The sequence below is a fragment of the Moorena sp. SIO3B2 genome (assembly GCF_010692525.1).
Lineage (GTDB): Bacteria > Cyanobacteriota > Cyanobacteriia > Cyanobacteriales > Coleofasciculaceae > Moorena > Moorena producens.
The window spans coordinates 10484-30165 of record NZ_JAAHHE010000007.1 but is presented as its reverse complement, the minus strand read 5'-3'; the positions used below and the strand labels follow the sequence as shown (position 1 = coordinate 30165).

The following is a 19682-nucleotide window of genomic DNA, read 5'->3' as shown; positions in this document are numbered from 1 at the left end:
TAAAATCCTTCACCTATTCTTACTCGATTAACTCTCTAGTGCCAAATTTATTGATGTAATGATTGGTTGTTGAAACCAACCTAGTTGTATTTAATTTAAGATAACTATATAAATTCCTGCTGTCTCGCCATTGTGGCGCAAAGGTTTTTTGAAGGTTAACCGGTTGAAGGTTAACCGGTTGTTCGCCAAAGGCGTTCCCGTAGGGTAGGTTAACAAGTTGAAGGTTAACCGGTTGAAAGTTAACAAGTTGAAAGTTAACAAGTTGAAAGTTAACCGGTTGAAGGTTCTTCACTGTTGAAGGTTCTTCACTGTTGAAGGTTAACCGGTTGAAAGTTAACCGGTTGTTTGCCCTGGGCATCCCTTGTAGGGTAGGTTGAAAGTTATTTACTGTTGAGGGAACAGGGAACATGGAACAGAGGGTTAACAACTTGAAGATTAGAACCTGCAACCTGCAACCTGCAACCTGCAACCTTAAACCTTCAACCTGCAACCTTCAACCTGCAACCTCCAACCTGCAACCTTCAACAACCTGCAACCTTCAACCTGCAACCTCCAACCTGCAACCTTCAACAACCTTCAACAACCTTCAGCAACCTGCAACCTTCAACAACCTTCAACCTTCAACCTTCAACCTTCAACAACCTCCAACCTTCAACAACCTCCAACCTTCAACCTTCAACCTTCAACCTTCAACAACCTTAAACCTTCAACCTTCAACAACCTTAAACCTTCAACCTTCAACAACCTTGGCCAAAAGGCCACGCTACGCGAACAACCTTGGCCAAAAGGCCACGCTACGCGAACAACCTTCAACAACCTTAAACCCAAATAACCTTAAATCTTGCAAGTTAAACCACCAGTCTTTTGGCTAAAGCGTAGGTTTTCGCCATAGTCCACCGGACAATCAATCACCGTAGGCACATCTTGAGCTAATGCTTCTTGTAGGGTAGGAATCAACTCATCCACTGAATTGACACGATAGCCTTTTAGTCCCATACTTTCAGCAAATTTGACAAAATCTGGATTGCCAAAATTCACAAAAGCCGACTCACCAAAGTGATTTTGTTGCTTCCAATCAATCAAGCCATAGCCACCATCATTGAAAATCAGTGTCACAAAGGCAGTCTCTACTCTTAGTGCTGTTTCAAGTTCCTGGCAATTCATCATAAAGCCCCCATCACCAGTCACTGCCACGATATTCCGATCTGGGTAAACCAGCTTAGCCGCTACTGCTCCTGGCAAAGCAATCCCCATGGCTGCGAAACCATTAGAAATGATACAGGTATTGGGACAATCACAATGGTACTGACGAGCCATCCACATCTTGTGAGCTCCTACATCAGAGATCACAATATCTTCTGGTTCCATGACCTGGCGTAGGTCATAGATCAGTTTTTGCGGCTTGATCGGAAAGCCTTCATCATTAGCATACTGTTCGTAGTCCTCTCGGATTTCCGACCGCAGTTCAGCAGCGGATGGTATCGGTTTACCTTCCCGGTCTCCCTGCTTCATAATTTCCTTGAGAGAGTCAGAAATATCCCCCACTACCTCCACTAAAGGAATGTAGCTTTTATCAATTTCTGCTGGACTGGCACCGATATGAATAATGGGAATCTTGCCCTCTGGATTCCACTTTTTCGGAGAATATTCAATCAAATCATATCCCACCGCAATCACCAAATCCGATTGCTCAAAAGCACAGGTGATGTGGTCCCGTTGTTGTAATCCCAGGGTCCACAAGGCCAGGGGATGAGTATAAGGAATACACCCTTTACCCATGAAGCTATTGACCACTGGAATATTCATCCGGGTGGCAAATTGGGTTAGGGCTTCAGCAGCATTAGCACGAATTGCGCCATTACCCGCCAAGATTAGGGGATTTTTCGCCTTAGAAATTGCCACAGCTGCCTTACCCAAACTACGGAAAGACGCAAAGGTTTTTTCCCGACCATCTTTGCCTAGGGGTTGGCTATTGACTGGCATGGCCGCAATGTTTTCTGGCAAATCTATGTGTACCGCTCCTGGTTTTTCGGTCTGAGCGAGTTTAAACGCTTTACGGACAATTTCTGCGGTCGTATCAGGGCGGACAATTTGCCGGTTCCACTTAGTCACTGGAGCAAACATTGCCACCAAATCCAAGTACTGGTGGGACTCAATATGCATCCGGTCTGTTCCCACCTGACCAGTTATCGCTACTAGAGGTGCTCCATCCAAATTGGCATCAGCAACCCCAGTCATTAAGTTAGTTGCCCCTGGACCAAGGGTAGACAGGCAAACTCCAGCCTTTCCTGTCAGCCGTCCGTAAACGTCTGCCATAAAGGCTGCTCCCTGTTCATGACGAGTGGTAATAAATTGAATTGAAGAATGTCTAAGAGCTTCTAGAACATGGAGATTTTCTTCTCCAGGTAGTCCAAAAACGTACTCGACTCCTTCGTTTTCTAAGCAATTTACCAATAGTTCAGCGGTATTCATGTCACCCATATCTAATCATCCCTGGTATATATAGTTTTGGTATCAAAATAATCTTTGATTGTAAAAATTCCTGTTTAGATTTCTTTTGAGATTCCTTTTTAGCTTTTTCTATTAGCCTTCGTCCATATTTGTTATTAGTTCATGACAAGCGATGCAGAGGTGCGACCCGTGGCGAATTTAATTCGCCAACGGAAAGCGCACCTAAGCGGTCTTGGGGGTTTCCCCCATGAGCGACTGCATCAAGACAAGGATTTAGCATTTGAGATCCGGTGCATCCCAATTTTTCAGAAGTCAGTAGGGATCGAGCAATGTTAAAGCAGCCTTTGATAAGCTTTTGATAACTATCAAAGAACGGGAATACTGAGTTGTATAGCCATTCTGGCTTCTATCCGGGGAACTTTAATAAAAGTTAACAGTCAAAAATTGATGTAAAAAAGTTAAAAATGTTACATAAAAACTTCCTATTTTCCCCTTCACCAGCACCACAGGGACGGATACACAGATAGCCTCACCAACAAGGTTAATTTTAAGAATAGTGCTGAGTCCTGAGTCAGAAAATCCGTCAGTAGTAACTATCACTGTTCAGGATTCAAATAGAATTGCTATAGGCTAATGGTTTTAGGCTAATGGTATTAGGCTAATGGTTGTAAGCATTCAGCAGTCAGCCGTCAGCTGTCAGCTTATTTTATTCAAAAGTACCTCAACTAGTGTGGCACAGGCTTCGACGCTGGGACTTGACCCATAAGCACGGCTGATAGCACCTCAAGTAGCACCATCTGTAGCGCATAGACTGTTCGCGTAGCGTGGCCGTAGGCCTTTAGCTGTTCGCGTAGCGTGGCCGTAGGCCTTTAGCTGATAGCTGAATGCTTACTAATGGTTTTAGCCTAATACCTAGGATTTTTACTTCACCCAAACAGTTTTGATGTTTACGAACTCATGTATCCCTTGAATGCTTAGTTCTCGCCCATAGCCAGAACGTTTGATGCCACCGAAGGGTAAACGGGGGTCGGATTTGACTAAGCCATTGATAAACACTGCTCCAGCTTCAAGTTCATCAATCAGCCTGGGGATTTGCTCCTCATTGGTTGTCCAGGCACTAGCTCCTAATCCAAATACTGTGGAATTGGCAAGCTTAATAGCAGCATCAATATCCGGAACTCTAAACAATAGGGCAACAGGGCCAAAAAATTCTTCGTTATCAGCTGGAGTGCCTGGTGGGAAGTCAGTTAGAATTGTGGGGGGGTAGAAGTTACCAGCGCGATCGCTTAAAGGATGGCCACCGATAAGAACCTTTGCCCCTTGTTCAATGCAGGCTTGTACCTGTTGGTCTAAGTCTCTAAGAATACCAGGGGTTGCCAATGGGCCAATATCGGTATCTTCCGCCATGGGATCTCCCACTTTCAAGGCTTGGAATTTGTCCAGTAGGCGTTGCTGAAAGTCCTCGGCTACTGCGTCCACCACAATAAACCGTTTCGCTGCAATACATGATTGACCGTTATTGAGCATCCTAGCAGTCACACCCGTGGTAGCTGCTGCTTCTAAATCGGCACTTTCTAGGACAATAAACGGGTCACTTCCCCCTAGTTCCAGGACAGTTTTCTTGATTTGTGTCCCAGCCGCTGCGGCTAAAGCTGCTCCTGCTAGCTCACTACCAGTTAGGGTGGCAGCTTTGACCCGTGGATCCTGAATTACTGCCTCTACTTGGTCAGCACCAATCAGTAAGGTCCCAAACACCCCTTCGGGAAATCCTGCTTCAACAAAGATTTGCTCAAGGGCTAAGGCGCATTGAGGCACATTAGAGGCGTGTTTTAGCAACCCCACATTTCCCGCCATCAATGCTGGAGCAGCAAAACGGAAGACTTGCCAAAATGGAAAATTCCAGGGCATGACTGCTAGAATTACTCCTAGAGGTTGGTAGCGCACAAAGCTTTGGGTGGCATCGGTAGAGGCTGGGACATCTGCTAGGAATTCAGCTGCGTGTTCAGCGTAGTACCGACAAACCAAAGCACATTTTTGCGCTTCTGCGATCGCACTTTTGAGGGGTTTTCCCATCTCCGTGGTCATCAGCGTGCCGAATTTGACTCGATCCCGCTCTACAATCTCCGCCGCTGCGTTTAGCCACTCTGCTCTTTGCTCCATTGATGTTTGGCAGTATTGCTCAAACGCCTCTTGGGCAACTGCTAGCTTGGTCGCAATCGACGACGGACTCTCTGGCTCAAAGGTTTTGATGGTTTCCCCGGTTGCTGGGTTAACTGTAGCGATCCCCATGGCTTCCTCCTCCCCCCAATGGGGATAGTACTTCCAATTCTTTGATTATAACTAAGTATTTTCACTATGACTTATTTTTGCCAAAATGGCTTAATAGTTTGATATACTTTTAAAAATCGTCAACCCATTGCCCTATAAACTACCAGTCAAGCAAGTGTTAACCTAATATCAAGTTTTATCCTACTACCACGAAATTTATCTCACCAGTTTTTAAAACAGTTATCAACCAAATTCTAGGGATTAGAGCTTAGGGGTTAGGGATTAGACATTAGGCATTTAGGGGTTAGGGATTAGGCATTTAGGGTAATGGTGTTAGGGATTAGAGATTAGGGGTTAGGGATTAGGCATTAGGCATTAGGTAAAATACAAGCAGTTGACAGCCTCAGTGCTTGACGCGGAGCTAGGAAACTAGGTCAGACCACAAATTCTAGGTATTAGGTGTTAGGTATTAGTTACAACAGGGGCATTTGATAACCTCCTTGCTAAATAGGCTTGTCAGAACCCCCTTAGCCATTAAACCTAGTCCTAAGTAGTCGGACACAATTAAAGTTAACTGTGAGGACTTCGGAGCAGGTAGCTAAGGCCGTGGGCTACGCTTTTGGGCTTTGCCCGACGCTGCGCGAACGCGAACGGAGCAGGGAGCTTCGGAGCAGTAAGGGTTTCAGTCTAAGTAATATTTCTTAATACAGTGATCAAAATTTATGTCCGACTACTTAGAACCTTAAATTAGTAGTTTGATAATTTAGTCGATTATACTTAACTGAGATAAGAACTAATGACGAGAGCTAGATTGTGCCGTATTTAATTGCTAAATCAGAGCCGAATAACCAAGAAAGTTATAAATTGAGCAGTGGAGCCAATACCATAGGACGGGAAATAAAGAATAGTATTACCGTAATTCATAAAAGTCTTTCCCGTCATCATGCTCAGCTCACACTCACGAATGATCGGGTTATCCTAAAAGACTTAGGTAGCCTAAATCACACGTTTGTTAATGACGCCAAAATTGACCAGTGTGAGCTCAAAGACGGAGACTTAATACGTCTGGGCAGTGTAATCTTTGAATTTGTGAGTGATGATGGCAGAATCACCCCAAATATCTTGAAGGATAATGATTCCAACTTTTCGATTGTCAGCAGGTTATCCCCAGAACAAACCCGTGTCGAAATTCAGGAATTACTGCACCATGACAGTTTAACTTATAAAGGCTCAGCCCTGAAGCTGCGAGAGCAAGAGACAGGTCAACGCTCAGTAGACAAGTTAAAAATCTTATTGGAGGTGAGTAAGCAACTTTCCTCTCCCGATGAGCCTGATCACTTGTTGAGAAAAATTCTTGACCTGCTGTTCGAGATTATGAATGTAGACCGGGCAATCATCCTCATGGTTAATCAAGACACGGGAATGCTAGAGGAAAAAGCTGTCAACTCCCGAACAGGCATACCCACCCATGAGCGATTTTATAGCAAACGAATTACCAATTTCGTACACCAGAAGGGGGATGGGGTTTTAATTGCTGATGCTGCCATTGACCAACGATTCAGTAATTCCCAGTCAGTGCTCCAGCAAGAAATCCATGCCTCCATGTGTGTACCTCTAAAACCGAGAGAGGAAGTGATTGGGGTATTGTATGCGGATAATCTCTCTAGAGCCAATATTTATTCTCAAGAAGACTTGGAGTTTTTGACGGCTCTAGCTAACCAAGCTGCGATCGCAATTGACAATGCTCAACTTTACCAGAAGATGCAGGAAGAAGCAGTAATGCGGAGTAAATTTGAGCTTTTCTTTCCGGAAGCTGTGAGTAAAAAGCTCAAGGAAGAAGGCCACTTAGAAATTATAGATACCGAAGTAACCGCCCTGTTTGCCGACATCAGTAAATTTACCCAAATGTCCTCTCGGATGAAGCCACGCCAAGTGATTGAGATGCTCAATGAATACTTCCAGGTGATGGTAGAGGATATTGTGTTTAAATACGAAGGCACTTTAGAAAAATATATTGGGGATGCCTTACTGGCTGTGTGGGGAGCCCCCTATTGCCAACCGGACGATGCTGACCGAGCCGTCCAAGCTGCGATCGCAATGCAACGAGCAGTTATTCACCTAAATCAGGATTGGTTCCAGCGGCGCAATTTAGAGATTGAAATCCACATTGGACTAAATACTGGCAAAGTAGCAGCAGGTAATATCGGTTCACACAAGCTGATTCAATACGCTACTATCGGTGACACTACCAATGTTACTAGCCGCATCTGTAGTGCCGCTCAGGAGGGAGAAATTCTAATTTCCCAAAGCACCTTCGACAAGCTGAGGGATAAAACTCTACCGTTGGAAAAAATGTCCCCGGTTAAGGTTAAAGGTAAAGACCAGCCCCTGCAACTGTATCGCCTACAGTGGGATACTTAATTCCGGGGAAGCTATAAAAGTTAAAGGTTACAGGTTGAAGGTTACAGGTTGAAGGTTACAGGTTGAAGGTTACAGGTTGAAGGTTACAGGTTACAGGTTACAGGTTACAGGTTACAGGTTACAGGTGATTAAACCTTCAACCAAACAACCTTCAACCTTCAATCTTCAACCAAACAACCTTCAACCTTCAACCTTCAACCTTCAACCAAACAACTAAACAACCATCTCCTCAGGTTGGAAACCTAAAATCCAAATAGCCCTTTAAAATATCATGTGTAAAACTTGTTGTGACATGGTGGGTGCATAAATTGCCACGGCTGACCAGATAAGTAAATATAGATACCTAGCAAAAATTGACTGTTGCTAGAACTCTATTGACTTTATGCCTAAGTCCTGTACCTGCTCCTACCTTCCTCCTGTACCAGCGTGCTTCTGATGAGTCTGTGCATTAATCCCAACTGCTCAAATCCCCGCAACCCTGACAGTAAACTATTCTGTCAGAGTTGTAATTCTGAGTTGTTGCTGGAAGGGCGCTATCGAGTGATCAGTCAACTGGGAAATGGCGGTTTTGGCAAAACCTATGAAATTGTTGATCGTCAAGGCAACCCTAGAGTTCTGAAAGTTCTCATTAAGAATAGTCCCAAGTATATTGAACTATTCCAAAGAGAAGCCGAAGTCCTCGGCCGACTAGAGAATAGTGGCATTCCCAAAGTAGAACCTGATGCCTACTTCACAGTCTACCCCAGAAACAGCGACGAGCCAGTTCATTGTCTGGTGATGGAAAAGATTGAAGGATTGAATCTAAAGCAATACATCCAAAAGCGGGGTGCTCCCATTGACCAGAAAATTGCCATTCGGTGGCTGATCCAGCTAGCTACCATCTTACAGGCAGTACACAGTCATAACTTTTTCCATCGGGATATCAAGCCCTCTAACATTATGCTCAGGACAGATGGACAACTGGTGTTAATTGACTTTGGCACTGCCCGGGAAATTACAGGTACCTTTGTGACCAAAAAAGCCACTGGTATGGTAACAGGGGTAGTTTCCGCAGGGTATACACCACTAGAGCAGCTTAACGGTCAGGCAGTCCCCCAATCAGACTTTTTTGCTTTGGGGCGCACCTTTGTTTATCTACTCACTGGTCAAGACCCGAGTAAATTTTATGAATCCTATAATGATGAGTTAAGCTGGCGCGACAGTGTTCCGAATATTTTGCCACAACTGGCAGATTTCCTCGACTATCTGATGGCTCGTTTACCCAATCAGCGTCCCCAAACTGCTGAAGAAATTTATCAGCAGTTAGTAGATATTAACAATGCGTTGTATCCCACCAAGATACCTTTCCATACCAAAACTAGCCAAGCCTCCAAAGAAACAAAAAGCCATAAGTCAAGAATCAGTAATGGTTCTTCCCCAAGACGGCCAGCCAGTACAACTCAACCCTGGGTTGGTCCTACAGCACTGCCAATTTCTTCTGCCCCTAATCGGAATAGTAATTTACTAGACCCCAATTTTGTAGCTCTTTGCCAACAGGAACTCGCTGAGTTAATTGGCCCGATGGCTACCATTGTCTGCCAGCGTACTCTTGTCCAGCATCCTAACTCTTCCGCCCAAGAATTTGTAAAAGCTTTATCTCAACAAATTCCCAATCAAAAATATGCCCAAGACTTTCAACGGCGTTTAATGTCATCGGGTCAGTTATAGCGCTACGCGCAAGTCAGAAGTGAGAAGTCAGAAGTCAGAAGTAAGCTATGACTAAGTTTCGGAGATTAGGACATTCCTAATCTCAATGGGTAGTGCTATATAAGTAATACTTAGTAATCCTTCAGGCATCAGTTGAGCAAGCAATTAGTAATTTTGGATTACTAATTAGTTTCTGAATTCAGCATATTCATCGCCATTTCTAAACTAACTTTCATCCGATTCAGAGATTTGGCGAGTATACCAATTTCATCATCTGAATCATGGTCAAATTCTCCAGCCATATTGCCAGTACTAACTTCCTTAGCTAATTGAGCCATCTGCTTAAGAGGTTTGGTCACCGATACCTTTAGGAAACGATTAATCAGCAAGATTGCTACCAGGAAAAAACCAGTAATAATCCCAATCACCAATACCTGTAACTGCTTAGCAGAATTAAAGATTTTAAACGCTGGAACTGATACAATTTTGGCACCAACAATTTCATCGAACTTCCAACCAAAACCATGCTCATCACCGTAGGTAGCAATTTGGCTAGCAGGGGCGGCTTCAGGAGTACTGTGGCATCGTAAACAGCTTTTTTCAGAAACAGCGAGAGGACGGGCAACATAAAAAATTTTTCCACTAGGAAGGGAGCGAAAACCGGTTTTTTCTGTTAGCTCTGGCTGCTGTCGAAAACTCTCCACGATTTCAGTCTCGAAACTATCAGCTTTATCTCTGAGGTTAGTTGGATTAAGGGTCGCTTCTTTATAGAAAAAATCACGATATTGCTCACGTTTACGTAAATTTTCAAAAACTTCCCGAGCTGAATAAGCAGGTACTGTTTGGGGTAAAAATCTGTCTTCATTTTCTAATCGATCAGCTAATTCTGGATTCACTTGATTATTGGTATACTCCCGCACCGAACCCATGGTTTCGATCAGAATTAGGGCTTGGTCAGTTACGACTTTTTCCCCATAGCCTTCTAAAAGTTGAGACAAAACCAAGCCACCAGTCAGTACAAGTCCTATAAAAATGGATAGCAATAGTAAGTTTAGCTTGATTCCTAAATTAAGTTTTTTTAACATTAGCCATCTCCCATAGTATCATTAGTGCCACAGCTGTTTTAGTTCTTAAGGTAATTAATTATGTTTTCCCGCCGTCTATTCTTGTTGAATCTTATATTGATTTTCACAGCTTGTAACTCACCCGATACTCCTATGCTAGGGAAATTAAGTATTGGGATCGTAAGTTACGGGGAAAGCGATCGCTTTATAGAGCCATACTCAAAGTTAATCGAATATCTTGGTGCTCGACTTAAGATGATTATAGAATTAGAACCGATTTACAACGAGCGCAGAGCACTAACTTTGATTAAGCAGAGCAAGTTGTCTATAGTATTTGCTCCTCCTGGTTTAGCAGCCATCGCCATTGCTGAGGCACAGTACATACCAGTGCTACCTCTCGAAGGAGTCAAAAAGTCACGCTCAGTGATCGTAGTAAAACTCGAAAGCCCCATCCAAGACTTGACTGAACTAGCGGGTAAAGTCATTGCTTTAGGTCAACCTGGTTCTGCCACAGGATATTATCTGCCCATCTACAATCTCTACGGTCTGACCCTAGCGGAAGTGCGTTTTGCCCCCACACCAAAACAAGTCTTAGAGTGGATTGCCTCTGAGGAGGTAGTCGCTGGAGCTTTGTCTTTAGAAGAGTTGCAACGCTACCGCCTAGACTTTAGTCAGACTAGGTTCCGGATTTTATATATAGATTCTCATAAAATTCCAAGTGGTTCTATCCTGATCGGACCAACAGTCGAGAGAAATCTACAACAGGAGATCCACAAGGCACTAGAATCTGCCTCCAGCAGCATGGCAGCATCAGTAGGATACATCCCCAATGCTAAAGCACCTGATTATGATTACTTAATTGATGTGGTTCAGAAGGTTAGACCGATTGCCGAACGGATTCAAGAAAAACCTGCTCCTTTATACAGCCTTCCATTTGAGTTGTAAAACTTCCAAACAAGGGGAGAGACCGGCAGTAGCGGAAGAGAATCGATTATATTACCATTGGGGATTTTTCACAAATAATTTAGGATTGCTACATAAGCCGTTGGCAATGTGAATGGTTGCTAGGTAATCCCCTTTGCCTACTTAGCAAGTTTGCAGTTATTTAAAGACCCATAATCACCAGGATTACCTATCCTTATTTTTATTCAAAGTAATTGCAATTATAATTTTTTAAATAACATTCATGGCGGTAAATAAATAAATTGTTAACATGAGATAAATCCTTCTCATATAAGGATTACAGTCGCTAAACTTACACAAGTTCGTCAAAACTTTTTTTTTAAATAAAGAATTTCACGAGGTATTTACAATAACGGTATTTTTTTAAAAATTTCATTATAGTTTATATTTTTACCTGAACCATATGCGAGCCATCCGTATCAGTAATTAGAGGAACATTTATACGGATATAGGCTATGCGAATTTACACTACTCTTGCTTTAATTACTGTTTTAACCATCTGGTTTGGGGTTAATTTACCGATGATTGCCCATGGCTCAAATGCACCACTAAACTATAGTAATGATTGTCCCAGTGTAGTAGAGCAAACAGGACAAATTTTTTCTTATGGAAGAAAAGAAAACCACAAATTTGTCTCATCACCAGTAATTCCGACTACCCTGATCGCCCATCGTGGTAGCGGACGTGTGTCTCTTGTGTGAGAGTCAACTGACTGGATTCCGTTTGATGGCATATCTGGCTGCATTTCAATCCCACTGTTGGGTACGAGTAGCGGGCTACAGTGGGAAAGTGCTAATTCAATATAGTGTACTTGTAGTTGGCTTATTTTATATAATATATTGGAATAAGACATGATTAGGGTGCCTCTTAATTGGTCAATTTTCTGCCAAGCAACCTCAGCTCGCTTTCTTCGATGACAGTGAGTTAGTTCTAGTGTGGAAAAATGAAACTAAATAAGCTTGATAACCAACGGAAGTAGATGTGATTGCCCCTAAGATGATCAACCAATCCGATCTGATCAAAACCCTAAGCCCCAGTGCAATGGATCAGATCATGCTATACCTGGCTTTCAGCGCCCTGCGGACGAGTGGACACCGACATGGGGCGTTTTTAGATGCAGCAGCAACCGCTGCCAAATGTGCCATTTACATGACCTATCTGGAGCAAGATGGCAATATCCGCATGACTGGGCATTTGCATCACATTGAGCCAAAGCGGGTAAAGGTCATTGTTGAGGAAGTTCGACAAGCGTTAACAGAAGGGAAACTGCTCAAGATGTTGGGGTCTCAGGAACCTCGCTATCTGATTCAGTTTCCCTATGTCTGGATGGAACACTATCCCTGGCAACCAGGGCAATCTCGGATCAATGGCACCAGCCTTGACCTGGAAGAAAAGCGCAATCTTGAGATTAAGCTGCCAGATCACCTGCCGGATGCCCAGATCATCAATTCCTTACAATTCTTTGAATTAATAGAATTTCTCCACCGGAGATCCCAAGAAGACTTACCACCAGAGCGACGTCTGCCATTGAGTGAAGCTCTAGCTGAACACATCAAGCGTCGCTTAACCTATTCAGGAACTGTCACCAGAATCGATCACACCGGTGGCTTACCCTACTACGCTCTAACCAATGCATATTACTCGCCAGTAGATGACAAAGCCCGCACCTACACCATGATTGACGAAACAGCGCGATACTTCCGGTTAATGAGAAACTGGGCAGAGCGTCAGCCGCAAGTCATGCGAGGGTTGGAGGAACTAGATATCCCGCCAGAGAAAATCAATCAGGCCATGGAAGAGTTAGATGAAATTATCCGCCAGTGGGCAGATAGGTATCACCGCGATGATGGTGAACCAATGGTTCTACAGATGGTCTTTGGACCAAAATCTGAATAAAGTATGAAGTATGAAGTATGAAGTATAAAGTGGGAACTCGGAAGTCGGAAGTCTAACGCTATCTCAATTTATTAGATTGATTAGTTGCTTAGCAAGTTGTATGTTTTCATCCTTCATCCTTAATACTTCACGATTAACACTTCATGCTTCGCAATTAACACTTCATACTTCATGCTTCATGCTTCATGCTTCATACCTGGCTGATCCAGTGCCATGCTAGAGCTAACAGCACAACAGCGATCGCACCAATAATCGTATTAATAATATTCACGACTTCATTGGTCAGCCATTCTAATTTAGATTGTAGTGTCGCACCAATTACACTCTCCAGATTGGTGGCGATGAAGGCAGCAATAACACAGAAAAATACTCCTGTCAAGTTAACCAAACCAACGCCCCAACCCACAAATGCGATCGCAGCTGAAGCAATTACTCCAGCTAGGGTTCCCTCAAGACTTACAGCTCCTTCTGTTCCCCGGGCTACTGGCTGTAAGGTAGTAATCAGGAAAGTCCGTTTGCCGTAAGCCTTACCCACCTCACTGGCAGTGGTATCGGACAGCTTAGTAGCAAAACTAGCAACATAGCCCAGTAACAATAACTGCTGGTAAGGAGCATCCACCAGTAGGGTACCCAAGGCACAAATCGCTCCAGTCAGTGCTGAACCCCAAACATTCTCTGGTCCCCTAGCACCGGAACGCTTTTCCGCAATTCCTGCCGCTTCCTTTTGCGCCATACCAATGCGGGTGACACCAGACCCTACCAAAAAGTAAAATCCGACTACTGTGTAACCTGGCCAGCTCAGAGTACCCCAAATCAGTACGCCTAATATCCAAGCGTGGACAATCCCAGCAGGGGTGAGTAATTTTTTGGGGGCTATCCATACCATGGCAAGGAAAACTGTGTTCACTGCAACAGCAACTAGCCAAGGATTTAAAGAAAGACTATCATCAAGCATAGCAAAATAGTTATATTGGTAATTAGTAATTGGTTAATTGGTAATTAGTAATTGATAATTGGTAAGTGGTAATTGATAATTGGTAATTGTAATTGCTTCCGAGCCATTACCCCAGCACTCATACCCTATTACCCATTCCCCATTATCCAAAAAACCAATAACAAAGCACACTACTGAAGCAACCGGATACCAGATTACGTCAGATTATCCTTAAATAAAGTTGAATTTCTTCAAAACCTTGGCCAATAGGCACGCGCGTCGCGTTCAACCTACCCTAGAAGAGATCCCTGGGCAAGAAAAACCTTCAACCCTTTTGCCTTCAAAACCTACCCTACAAGGGAGGCCAAGGGCGAACAACCTTCAACGTACCCTACACCGAATCGCCTTGGGCGAACAACCTTGGCCAATAGGCACGCGCGTCGCGTTCAACCTTCAAAACCTATCCTACACCGAATCGCCTTGGGCGAACAACTTTCAACCTTCAACCTTCAACCTTGGCCAATAGGCACGCGCGTCGCGTTCAACCTTCAAAACCTTCAACCTTCAACCTTCAACCTTGGCCAATAGGCACGCGCGTCGCGTTCAACCTTCAAAACCTTCAACCTTCAACCTTCAACCTTCAACCTTCAACCCTTTTGCCTTCAAACCAAAACTTATGAAACCAGTCCTATTTCATCTCGCATTTCCCGTTACCGACATTGAGCAAACTAAAGTCTACTATGGTGATGGACTTGGCTGCGAAATCGGTAGAGAATCTCGCCATGGGGTGATTCTGAATTTATACGGTCATCAACTCGTGGCTCACCTAACCAAAGAACCCCTGACACCTCAGCGGGGTATTTATCCTAGACATTTCGGGTTAGTTTTTACATCCCTGGCTGATTGGGAAGCCTTACTTTCCCGTACTAAACAAAAACAATTACCCTTCTACGAGCAACCCAAGACCCGCTTTCCCGGTAAACTTACAGAGCATCGCACTTTCTTCCTCCAAGATCCATTTTATAACTTAATGGAGTTTAAGTTCTACTGTCATAGTTCAGCAATTTTTGGTGGACGTGAGTTGGCAGAAATTGGCGATCGCGTTTAAGCCAAATCCTTTTCAGTAATTCTCAAAACGAACACACCCAAGAAGGGTTGATCAACACGAAGGTTGATCAAACTAGAAAAACCCCTTACTGATTGACATACTCCCGCCGCCAAATCAAAGATTATGGCGGGGGATTCTCACAAAGTGATTCTTGGTTCAACGAGACAACTTATTGAATCAGATTTCTCTTCATCAACAGCGGTTGAACTCTCCTCAAGCGTTCCCGAATACTCGGCAGTTTCCCAATGCCCTTGGGTACTGTTAAACTCAAAACCCAGACTATTCATGCCCTTCTTTAAAATGTTCAATGCTGCATTAGTATCACGGCAAATCTCTGTTTTACATTGAGGGCATTGATGAGTTCTAGTGCTGAGAGATTTCTTCACTCGATTACCACAATTTGAACAGTCTTGGGAAGTATAATTCGGTGCGACAGAAATCACTGTCTTATCCCAAACTTTACCAAAATAATCTAACCATTGAGTGAATTGATACCAACTAGCATCAGAAATAGACTTAGCCAGATGATGGTTCTTGACCATGTTTTGTATTATTAAATCTTCATATACCACAACATCGTTAGATGTCACTACGCACCGGGCTAACTTAACTGCCCAGTCTTTACGCTGGCGTTGAACCTTGCCTCCTAGCGTCGGCAGGCTAGCGCCAACAAATGTGTCTTGCCTAGTCTAATTCTAGCTTTGTGATAGTTGTTTGATTGAGGCTTTTTCTCCTTTACAAACTTTCTTGATAGTCGTCGCTGTAGTTTTTTAATCCGTTTTTCAGACCGCCTTAAATACTTAGGATAAATGGCTACATTATCGTTTTGGTCTTTGTAGAAATACTTGAGACCTAAATCAATACCTACAACATTTCCAGTGTAGTTTCTTTTATCAAAACGATTGGCATCAAAACAGAACTGAGCATAATAACCATCAGCTCGTCTAACCACTCTAACCCGATTGATTTTAAGTCTAAATAAATCCTCTCTGGTTTCACGGTTGCAAAACAAAGAAAACCGACCAGCTTTAAATCCATCGGTAAAATTAATGGTTAGACAGTCTGACGAAAGCTTCCATCCTGAGGTTTTATATTCAACCGAACGACAATGTTTTCTAAACTTAGGATAACCTTTTTTATTAACCCCTTCTTTACAACGGCGATAAAAGCTAGAGATAGAATTCCAAGCTCTTTCTGCGGATGCCTGAGGTGCCATTGAGTTTAATTTTTTAACCCAAGGGTACTCTTGATTATGTGCAAGCTCTTTACACAACAGAGATAGACGAGCTTTATCTACTTTTGGCTGATCACGCCATAACCTAACTGCTTTATTTCTGATAAATTGAGCAGTTCTTATGGCTGAGTCTAAAGCTTGATATTGTGTTTTAGATCCGTTTAATAACTTGGCTTCTCTGACTATCATGCTACTATTTTACCACAAAGTTCTTGTTTTTGGTCGGGATTCATCTCACCGCCAAATCGAGGCGCGACCCCGTAATTTAATTCTTCAAGCGGAAAGCGCGCCTCCAAAGATTATGCCGGGAGCATTCTCCCGACATTTTAGGTAAGGGGTTTTTTCAGCTAAGCTGACTGGAACTACTGATACCAAGTCCCTATAGCTTCCACGGTCGCTGTTTTGGGGGGCTAGTTCTGATCGTCAATCAGCTCAGGTTATAACCGTGTGCAGTATAGCTTAGATAAGGTTGGGGTTGAAGCCAGCCTCGGGTGGCTGGTCGATGACCATTGCATCCCTCAATTCAGACCCATTCAAGTGCCAAAAAGCAATAGTATTATTGTTGTTCCAGACAATATCATACTTGCCGTCATTATCTACGTCTGCAATACCCTGAATGCTCCATCCAGTTGAGCTTAGTATTCCTAAGGGCTCACCATCCCGTGTGAGGATGTCACCTTTGACTAGTTTCTTATTAGACATCTGCCATGTGGCAATCTGTCCACTCTCCGAGTGGTACCACAGAATCTGGTCTTGGCCATCGCCGCTGAAGTCCGCCACAGCTTCGATTTGCCATCCAGTTGATGATGGTGCTAGTACCGGCTCATCGTCTCGTGTTACCACGGCAGCATCGACTAGTTCGTTGCCATTTATCTCCCATATGCCAACCTGTCCACTATCCTGGTTGTACCACAGAATCTGATCTCGATCCCCACCACTGAAGTTACCAGCACCGTGGATTTCCCATCCACTGTCTTCGGCTATCAGTAAAGCCTGACCATCCCGTTCAATGCTCCCCTTATTCACCAGCTGGTCACCATCTATTTCCCAGATTGCAACCTCTCCAGTATCTCGGTTGTAGGCGAGAATATCATGTTTGAGGTCACCGTTAAAGTCAGCAAACTCGGTGATTTCCCATTCCATGGGGTCTACCTCACCAGACTCAATAATCACCTCCTTGATCTCGTCACCTTGCCCTTGCCAGTATTTAATGGCTCCGGTTACTTTGTTAAGCCAGAATACATCATCCGTTTCACCGTCGCCATCAAAGTCTCCAGTACCTTGGATTTCCAAATTGAGATCTTTTTCCGCAGGAAGGCTAACTGTATTTACCTGGTGAGTATCATCTATCTTCCACAGCTTATTCTCTCCTGTCAGTGAATTACGCCAGACAAACCTGGTACTATTGTCAGGAACTGACGATGTGTCATCAGCAATGGTAATCTGAGCAAACCTTTTGCCAACTAAGTTATAATCTTCGCTGGTATTTAAGACCAGGTTAACAGTTTCATCACCTTCGTCGATTCGGGAGTCGATTTCTGGAGTGATTTTCAGCTCGACGGAAGACTCACCAGCGGCAATAGTGACTGACCCATTGAGGGTTTCACTGTAGTCATCTGCGGTAGCAGTGCTACCAAAAGTCATGTAACTGACAGTAAGGTCTTCACTAGTGTCTCCGGAACGAGTGATGGTGATGCTGCCTGGGTCTTGGTCTTTTTCCGCTGCCTCAAGGTCACTAGCAGTGATCGTGACAATCGGGATGTCATTATCAAAAATATTGGCAGTGACTAACCCAACATTGCCCAGGGGATAGTTCACACTGTCCTCGGATTTGGTAATCTCGTGGCTGATGGTACTTTCGTGATCCCCTTCAACCTCTTGATCATCCAGCCCTCGCACTGTGATAGTTTGGAGTTTTGCCTCATTGAAGGTAAGCACTTGCTCTGAAGCAAAGGTAGTTCCATCTAAACTGATTTCAGTTTGATCATCAGCTTTGATAGTAACTTCTACTTCTCCAAGGGGCTGTTTAGTTAACGCAACAGTGTAGATACCAGTACCACCCTCAAATAGTATTGGGTTTTCACTGATGATAATCTCTGGGGTTGTGGTAACAGTCTCATTATCAGTAATGGTAATCTCGGTGGATGGGATATTGAGAGTTGATGGATATTTGACCTCATCCCCGGTGTTGATAATGGCGTAGCTGATGGTGCTGGTGTGCTCACCTTCGACAACGGTGTCATCCACCGCCATTACCTTAATGGTTTTGGCAGCAGTATCGACTAGGCTGACCACCACTTCGTTGTCGAAGCTCTCTCCATCAACACTGATTTCACTGTTGTCATCGGCAGTAATGGTGATTTCTACTGCCCCAGCTGGAACAGTGTCCAGAGCAATAGTATACTCCTGTGCCTCTCCCCCTTCCGTCAGAGGAGAAATTGGGGTGATGATCACTTGACCAGCAGCATCTGCCTCATTATCAGTAATGGTAATTTCAGTGGATGGGATATCGAGAGTATCAGGATATTTGGCCTCATCCTCGGTGTTGGTAATGGCGTAGCTGATAGTGCTAGTGTGCTCACCTTCTATACTCTGGTCATCCACTGCCTGTACCGTAATGGTTTGAGCAAGAGTATCACTTAGGCTGACCACCACTTCGTTGTCGAAGCTCTCTCCATCAACACTGATTTCACTGTTGTCATCGGCAGTAATGGTGATTTCTACTGCCCCAGCTGGAACAGTGTCCAGAGCAATGGTATACTCCTGTGGCTCTGCACCTTCCGTCAGAGAGGCAATCTCGCTGATCAGGACTTTACCAGCAGCATCTGCGTCATTATCAGTAATGGTGATCTCGGTGGGTGGGATAATCAGAGTATCAGGATATTTGACCTCATCCCCGGTGTTGGTAATGGCGTAGCTGATGGTAGTGTTATGGTCACCTTCCACACTCTCGTCATCCACCGCCTGTACCGTAATGGTTGTAGGGGTGGTATCCGTTAGGCTGACCACTACTTCGTTGTCGTAGCTCTCCCCATCGAGACTGATTTCACTGTTGTCATCGGCAGTAATAGTGATTTCTACTGCCCCAGCTGGAGCAGTATCAAGAGCAATGGTATAAGTGCCAGGCTCTCCTGCTTCTGCGATCGGGGAAATTTCCGTGATCAGGACTTGACCAGGAACAACTGCGTCATTATCAGTAATGGTGATCTCGGTGACTGGGATAATCAGAGTATCAGGATATTTGACCTCATCCCCGGTGTTGGTAATGGCGTAGCTGATGGTAGTGTTATGGTCACCTTCCACACTCTCGTCATCCACCGCCTGTACCGTAATGGTTGTAGGGGTGGTATCCGTTAGGCTGACCACTACTTCGTTGTCGTAGCTCTCCCCATCGAGACTGATTTCACTGTTGTCATCGGCAGTAATAGTGATTTCTACTGCCCCAGCTGGAGCAGTATCAAGAGCAATGGTATAAGTGCCAGGCTCTCCTGCTTCTGCGATCGGGGAAATTTCCGTGATCAGGACTTGACCAGGAACAACTGCGTCATTATCAGTAATGGTGATCTCGGTGACTGGGATAATCAGAGTATCAGGATATTTGACCTCATCCCCGGTGTTGGTAATGGCGTAGCTGATGGTAGTGTTATGGTCACCTTC

General features: G+C 44.2%; 17 protein-coding genes and 1 pseudogene. 11 read left to right on the top strand and 7 right to left on the bottom strand.

What is annotated here, in order from left to right; translation table 11 throughout:
* Positions 1 to 19 precede the first annotated feature (19 nt).
* The gene (locus F6K38_RS02840; RefSeq protein WP_044492363.1) at positions 20 to 409 is read right to left on the bottom strand and encodes a hypothetical protein; all 390 of its coding nucleotides are present in this window, start codon (positions 407 to 409) and stop codon (positions 20 to 22) included.
* On the opposite strand from F6K38_RS02840, the gene F6K38_RS02835 reads away from it, so the two are divergent.
* Complete coding sequence (locus F6K38_RS02835; protein WP_052308410.1) at positions 408 to 872, top strand: hypothetical protein; 465 nt, start codon at positions 408 to 410, stop codon at positions 870 to 872. The genes F6K38_RS02840 and F6K38_RS02835 overlap by 2 nt on opposite strands.
* Here F6K38_RS02835 and F6K38_RS02830 read toward each other — a convergent pair.
* Entirely contained in the window at positions 835 to 2481 is a 1647-nt protein-coding gene (locus tag F6K38_RS02830; protein ID WP_008180365.1) for an acetolactate synthase large subunit, read from the bottom strand. The genes F6K38_RS02835 and F6K38_RS02830 overlap by 38 nt on opposite strands.
* 159 nt (positions 2482 to 2640) lie before the next feature.
* Between F6K38_RS02830 and F6K38_RS02825 the strand changes: the two genes are divergently transcribed.
* Entirely contained in the window at positions 2641 to 2787 is a 147-nt protein-coding gene (locus F6K38_RS02825) for a hypothetical protein (RefSeq protein WP_154659688.1), read from the top strand.
* 585 nt (positions 2788 to 3372) lie between these two features.
* Here the strand turns inward: F6K38_RS02825 and F6K38_RS02820 are convergent.
* The gene (locus F6K38_RS02820) at positions 3373 to 4740 is read right to left on the bottom strand and encodes an NAD-dependent succinate-semialdehyde dehydrogenase (protein ID WP_008180367.1); all 1368 of its coding nucleotides are present in this window, start codon (positions 4738 to 4740) and stop codon (positions 3373 to 3375) included.
* A 792-nt stretch (positions 4741 to 5532) separates the two neighbouring features.
* Between F6K38_RS02820 and F6K38_RS02815 the strand changes: the two genes are divergently transcribed.
* The 3 genes from F6K38_RS02815 to F6K38_RS02805 all read left to right on the top strand — a co-directional run bounded on the left by F6K38_RS02815 (position 5533) and on the right by F6K38_RS02805 (position 8847).
* Positions 5533 to 7140, top strand: a complete 1608-nt coding sequence (locus F6K38_RS02815) for an adenylate/guanylate cyclase domain-containing protein (protein ID WP_008180370.1) — start codon at positions 5533 to 5535, stop codon at positions 7138 to 7140.
* Positions 7141 to 7216: 76 nt separating this feature from the next.
* Positions 7217 to 7357, top strand: coding sequence for a hypothetical protein (locus F6K38_RS02810; RefSeq protein ID WP_193374688.1), 141 nt, complete (start codon positions 7217 to 7219; stop codon positions 7355 to 7357).
* 218 nt (positions 7358 to 7575) lie between these two features.
* The gene (locus tag F6K38_RS02805; RefSeq protein WP_044492365.1) at positions 7576 to 8847 is read left to right on the top strand and encodes a serine/threonine protein kinase; all 1272 of its coding nucleotides are present in this window, start codon (positions 7576 to 7578) and stop codon (positions 8845 to 8847) included.
* Between the two features lie 161 nt (positions 8848 to 9008).
* On the opposite strand, the gene F6K38_RS02800 is transcribed toward F6K38_RS02805, so the two are convergent.
* Entirely contained in the window at positions 9009 to 9911 is a 903-nt protein-coding gene (locus F6K38_RS02800) for a Tll0287-like domain-containing protein (protein WP_008180375.1), read from the bottom strand.
* 60 nt (positions 9912 to 9971) lie between these two features.
* On the opposite strand from F6K38_RS02800, the gene F6K38_RS02795 reads away from it, so the two are divergent.
* From F6K38_RS02795 to hetR, 3 genes are all read left to right on the top strand, one after another.
* Positions 9972 to 10835, top strand: a complete 864-nt coding sequence (locus F6K38_RS02795; protein ID WP_287247616.1) for a phosphate/phosphite/phosphonate ABC transporter substrate-binding protein — start codon at positions 9972 to 9974, stop codon at positions 10833 to 10835.
* A gap of 473 nt (positions 10836 to 11308) precedes the next feature.
* A complete protein-coding gene (locus F6K38_RS02790) occupies positions 11309 to 11554 on the top strand; it encodes a hypothetical protein (protein WP_008186642.1) in 246 nt (81 codons plus the stop codon).
* Positions 11555 to 11849: 295 nt separating this feature from the next.
* Positions 11850 to 12749 (top strand): heterocyst differentiation master regulator HetR, encoded by a 900-nt coding sequence (hetR, locus tag F6K38_RS02785; RefSeq protein WP_287247612.1) that lies wholly within the window; start codon positions 11850 to 11852, stop codon positions 12747 to 12749.
* 190 nt (positions 12750 to 12939) lie between these two features.
* On the opposite strand, the gene F6K38_RS02780 is transcribed toward hetR, so the two are convergent.
* Positions 12940 to 13704 (bottom strand): TIGR00297 family protein, encoded by a 765-nt coding sequence (locus F6K38_RS02780; RefSeq protein WP_008186648.1) that lies wholly within the window; start codon positions 13702 to 13704, stop codon positions 12940 to 12942.
* 238 nt (positions 13705 to 13942) lie between these two features.
* Here F6K38_RS02780 and F6K38_RS02775 point away from each other — a divergent pair, with 238 nt between their 5' ends.
* From F6K38_RS02775 to F6K38_RS02765, 3 genes are read left to right on the top strand one after another with little or no spacing between them, the layout of a single operon-like run.
* Entirely contained in the window at positions 13943 to 14209 is a 267-nt protein-coding gene (locus tag F6K38_RS02775) for a hypothetical protein (protein WP_287356019.1), read from the top strand.
* Entirely contained in the window at positions 14199 to 14363 is a 165-nt protein-coding gene (locus tag F6K38_RS02770) for a hypothetical protein (RefSeq protein ID WP_287356017.1), read from the top strand. Before F6K38_RS02775 ends, F6K38_RS02770 begins: the two co-directional genes overlap by 11 nt.
* Positions 14360 to 14791 (top strand): VOC family protein, encoded by a 432-nt coding sequence (locus F6K38_RS02765; protein ID WP_287356015.1) that lies wholly within the window; start codon positions 14360 to 14362, stop codon positions 14789 to 14791. Before F6K38_RS02770 ends, F6K38_RS02765 begins: the two co-directional genes overlap by 4 nt.
* Before the next feature lie 137 nt (positions 14792 to 14928).
* On the opposite strand, the pseudogene F6K38_RS44015 reads toward F6K38_RS02765, so the two are convergent.
* Together F6K38_RS44015 and F6K38_RS02755 are read right to left on the bottom strand one after the other, a co-directional pair.
* Positions 14929 to 16214 (bottom strand): annotated as a pseudogene (locus F6K38_RS44015) (RNA-guided endonuclease InsQ/TnpB family protein).
* A 270-nt stretch (positions 16215 to 16484) separates the two neighbouring features.
* Positions 16485 to 19682 (bottom strand): Calx-beta domain-containing protein (locus F6K38_RS02755; RefSeq protein ID WP_287356013.1); only part of this gene is annotated, 3198 nt, incomplete at its 5' end.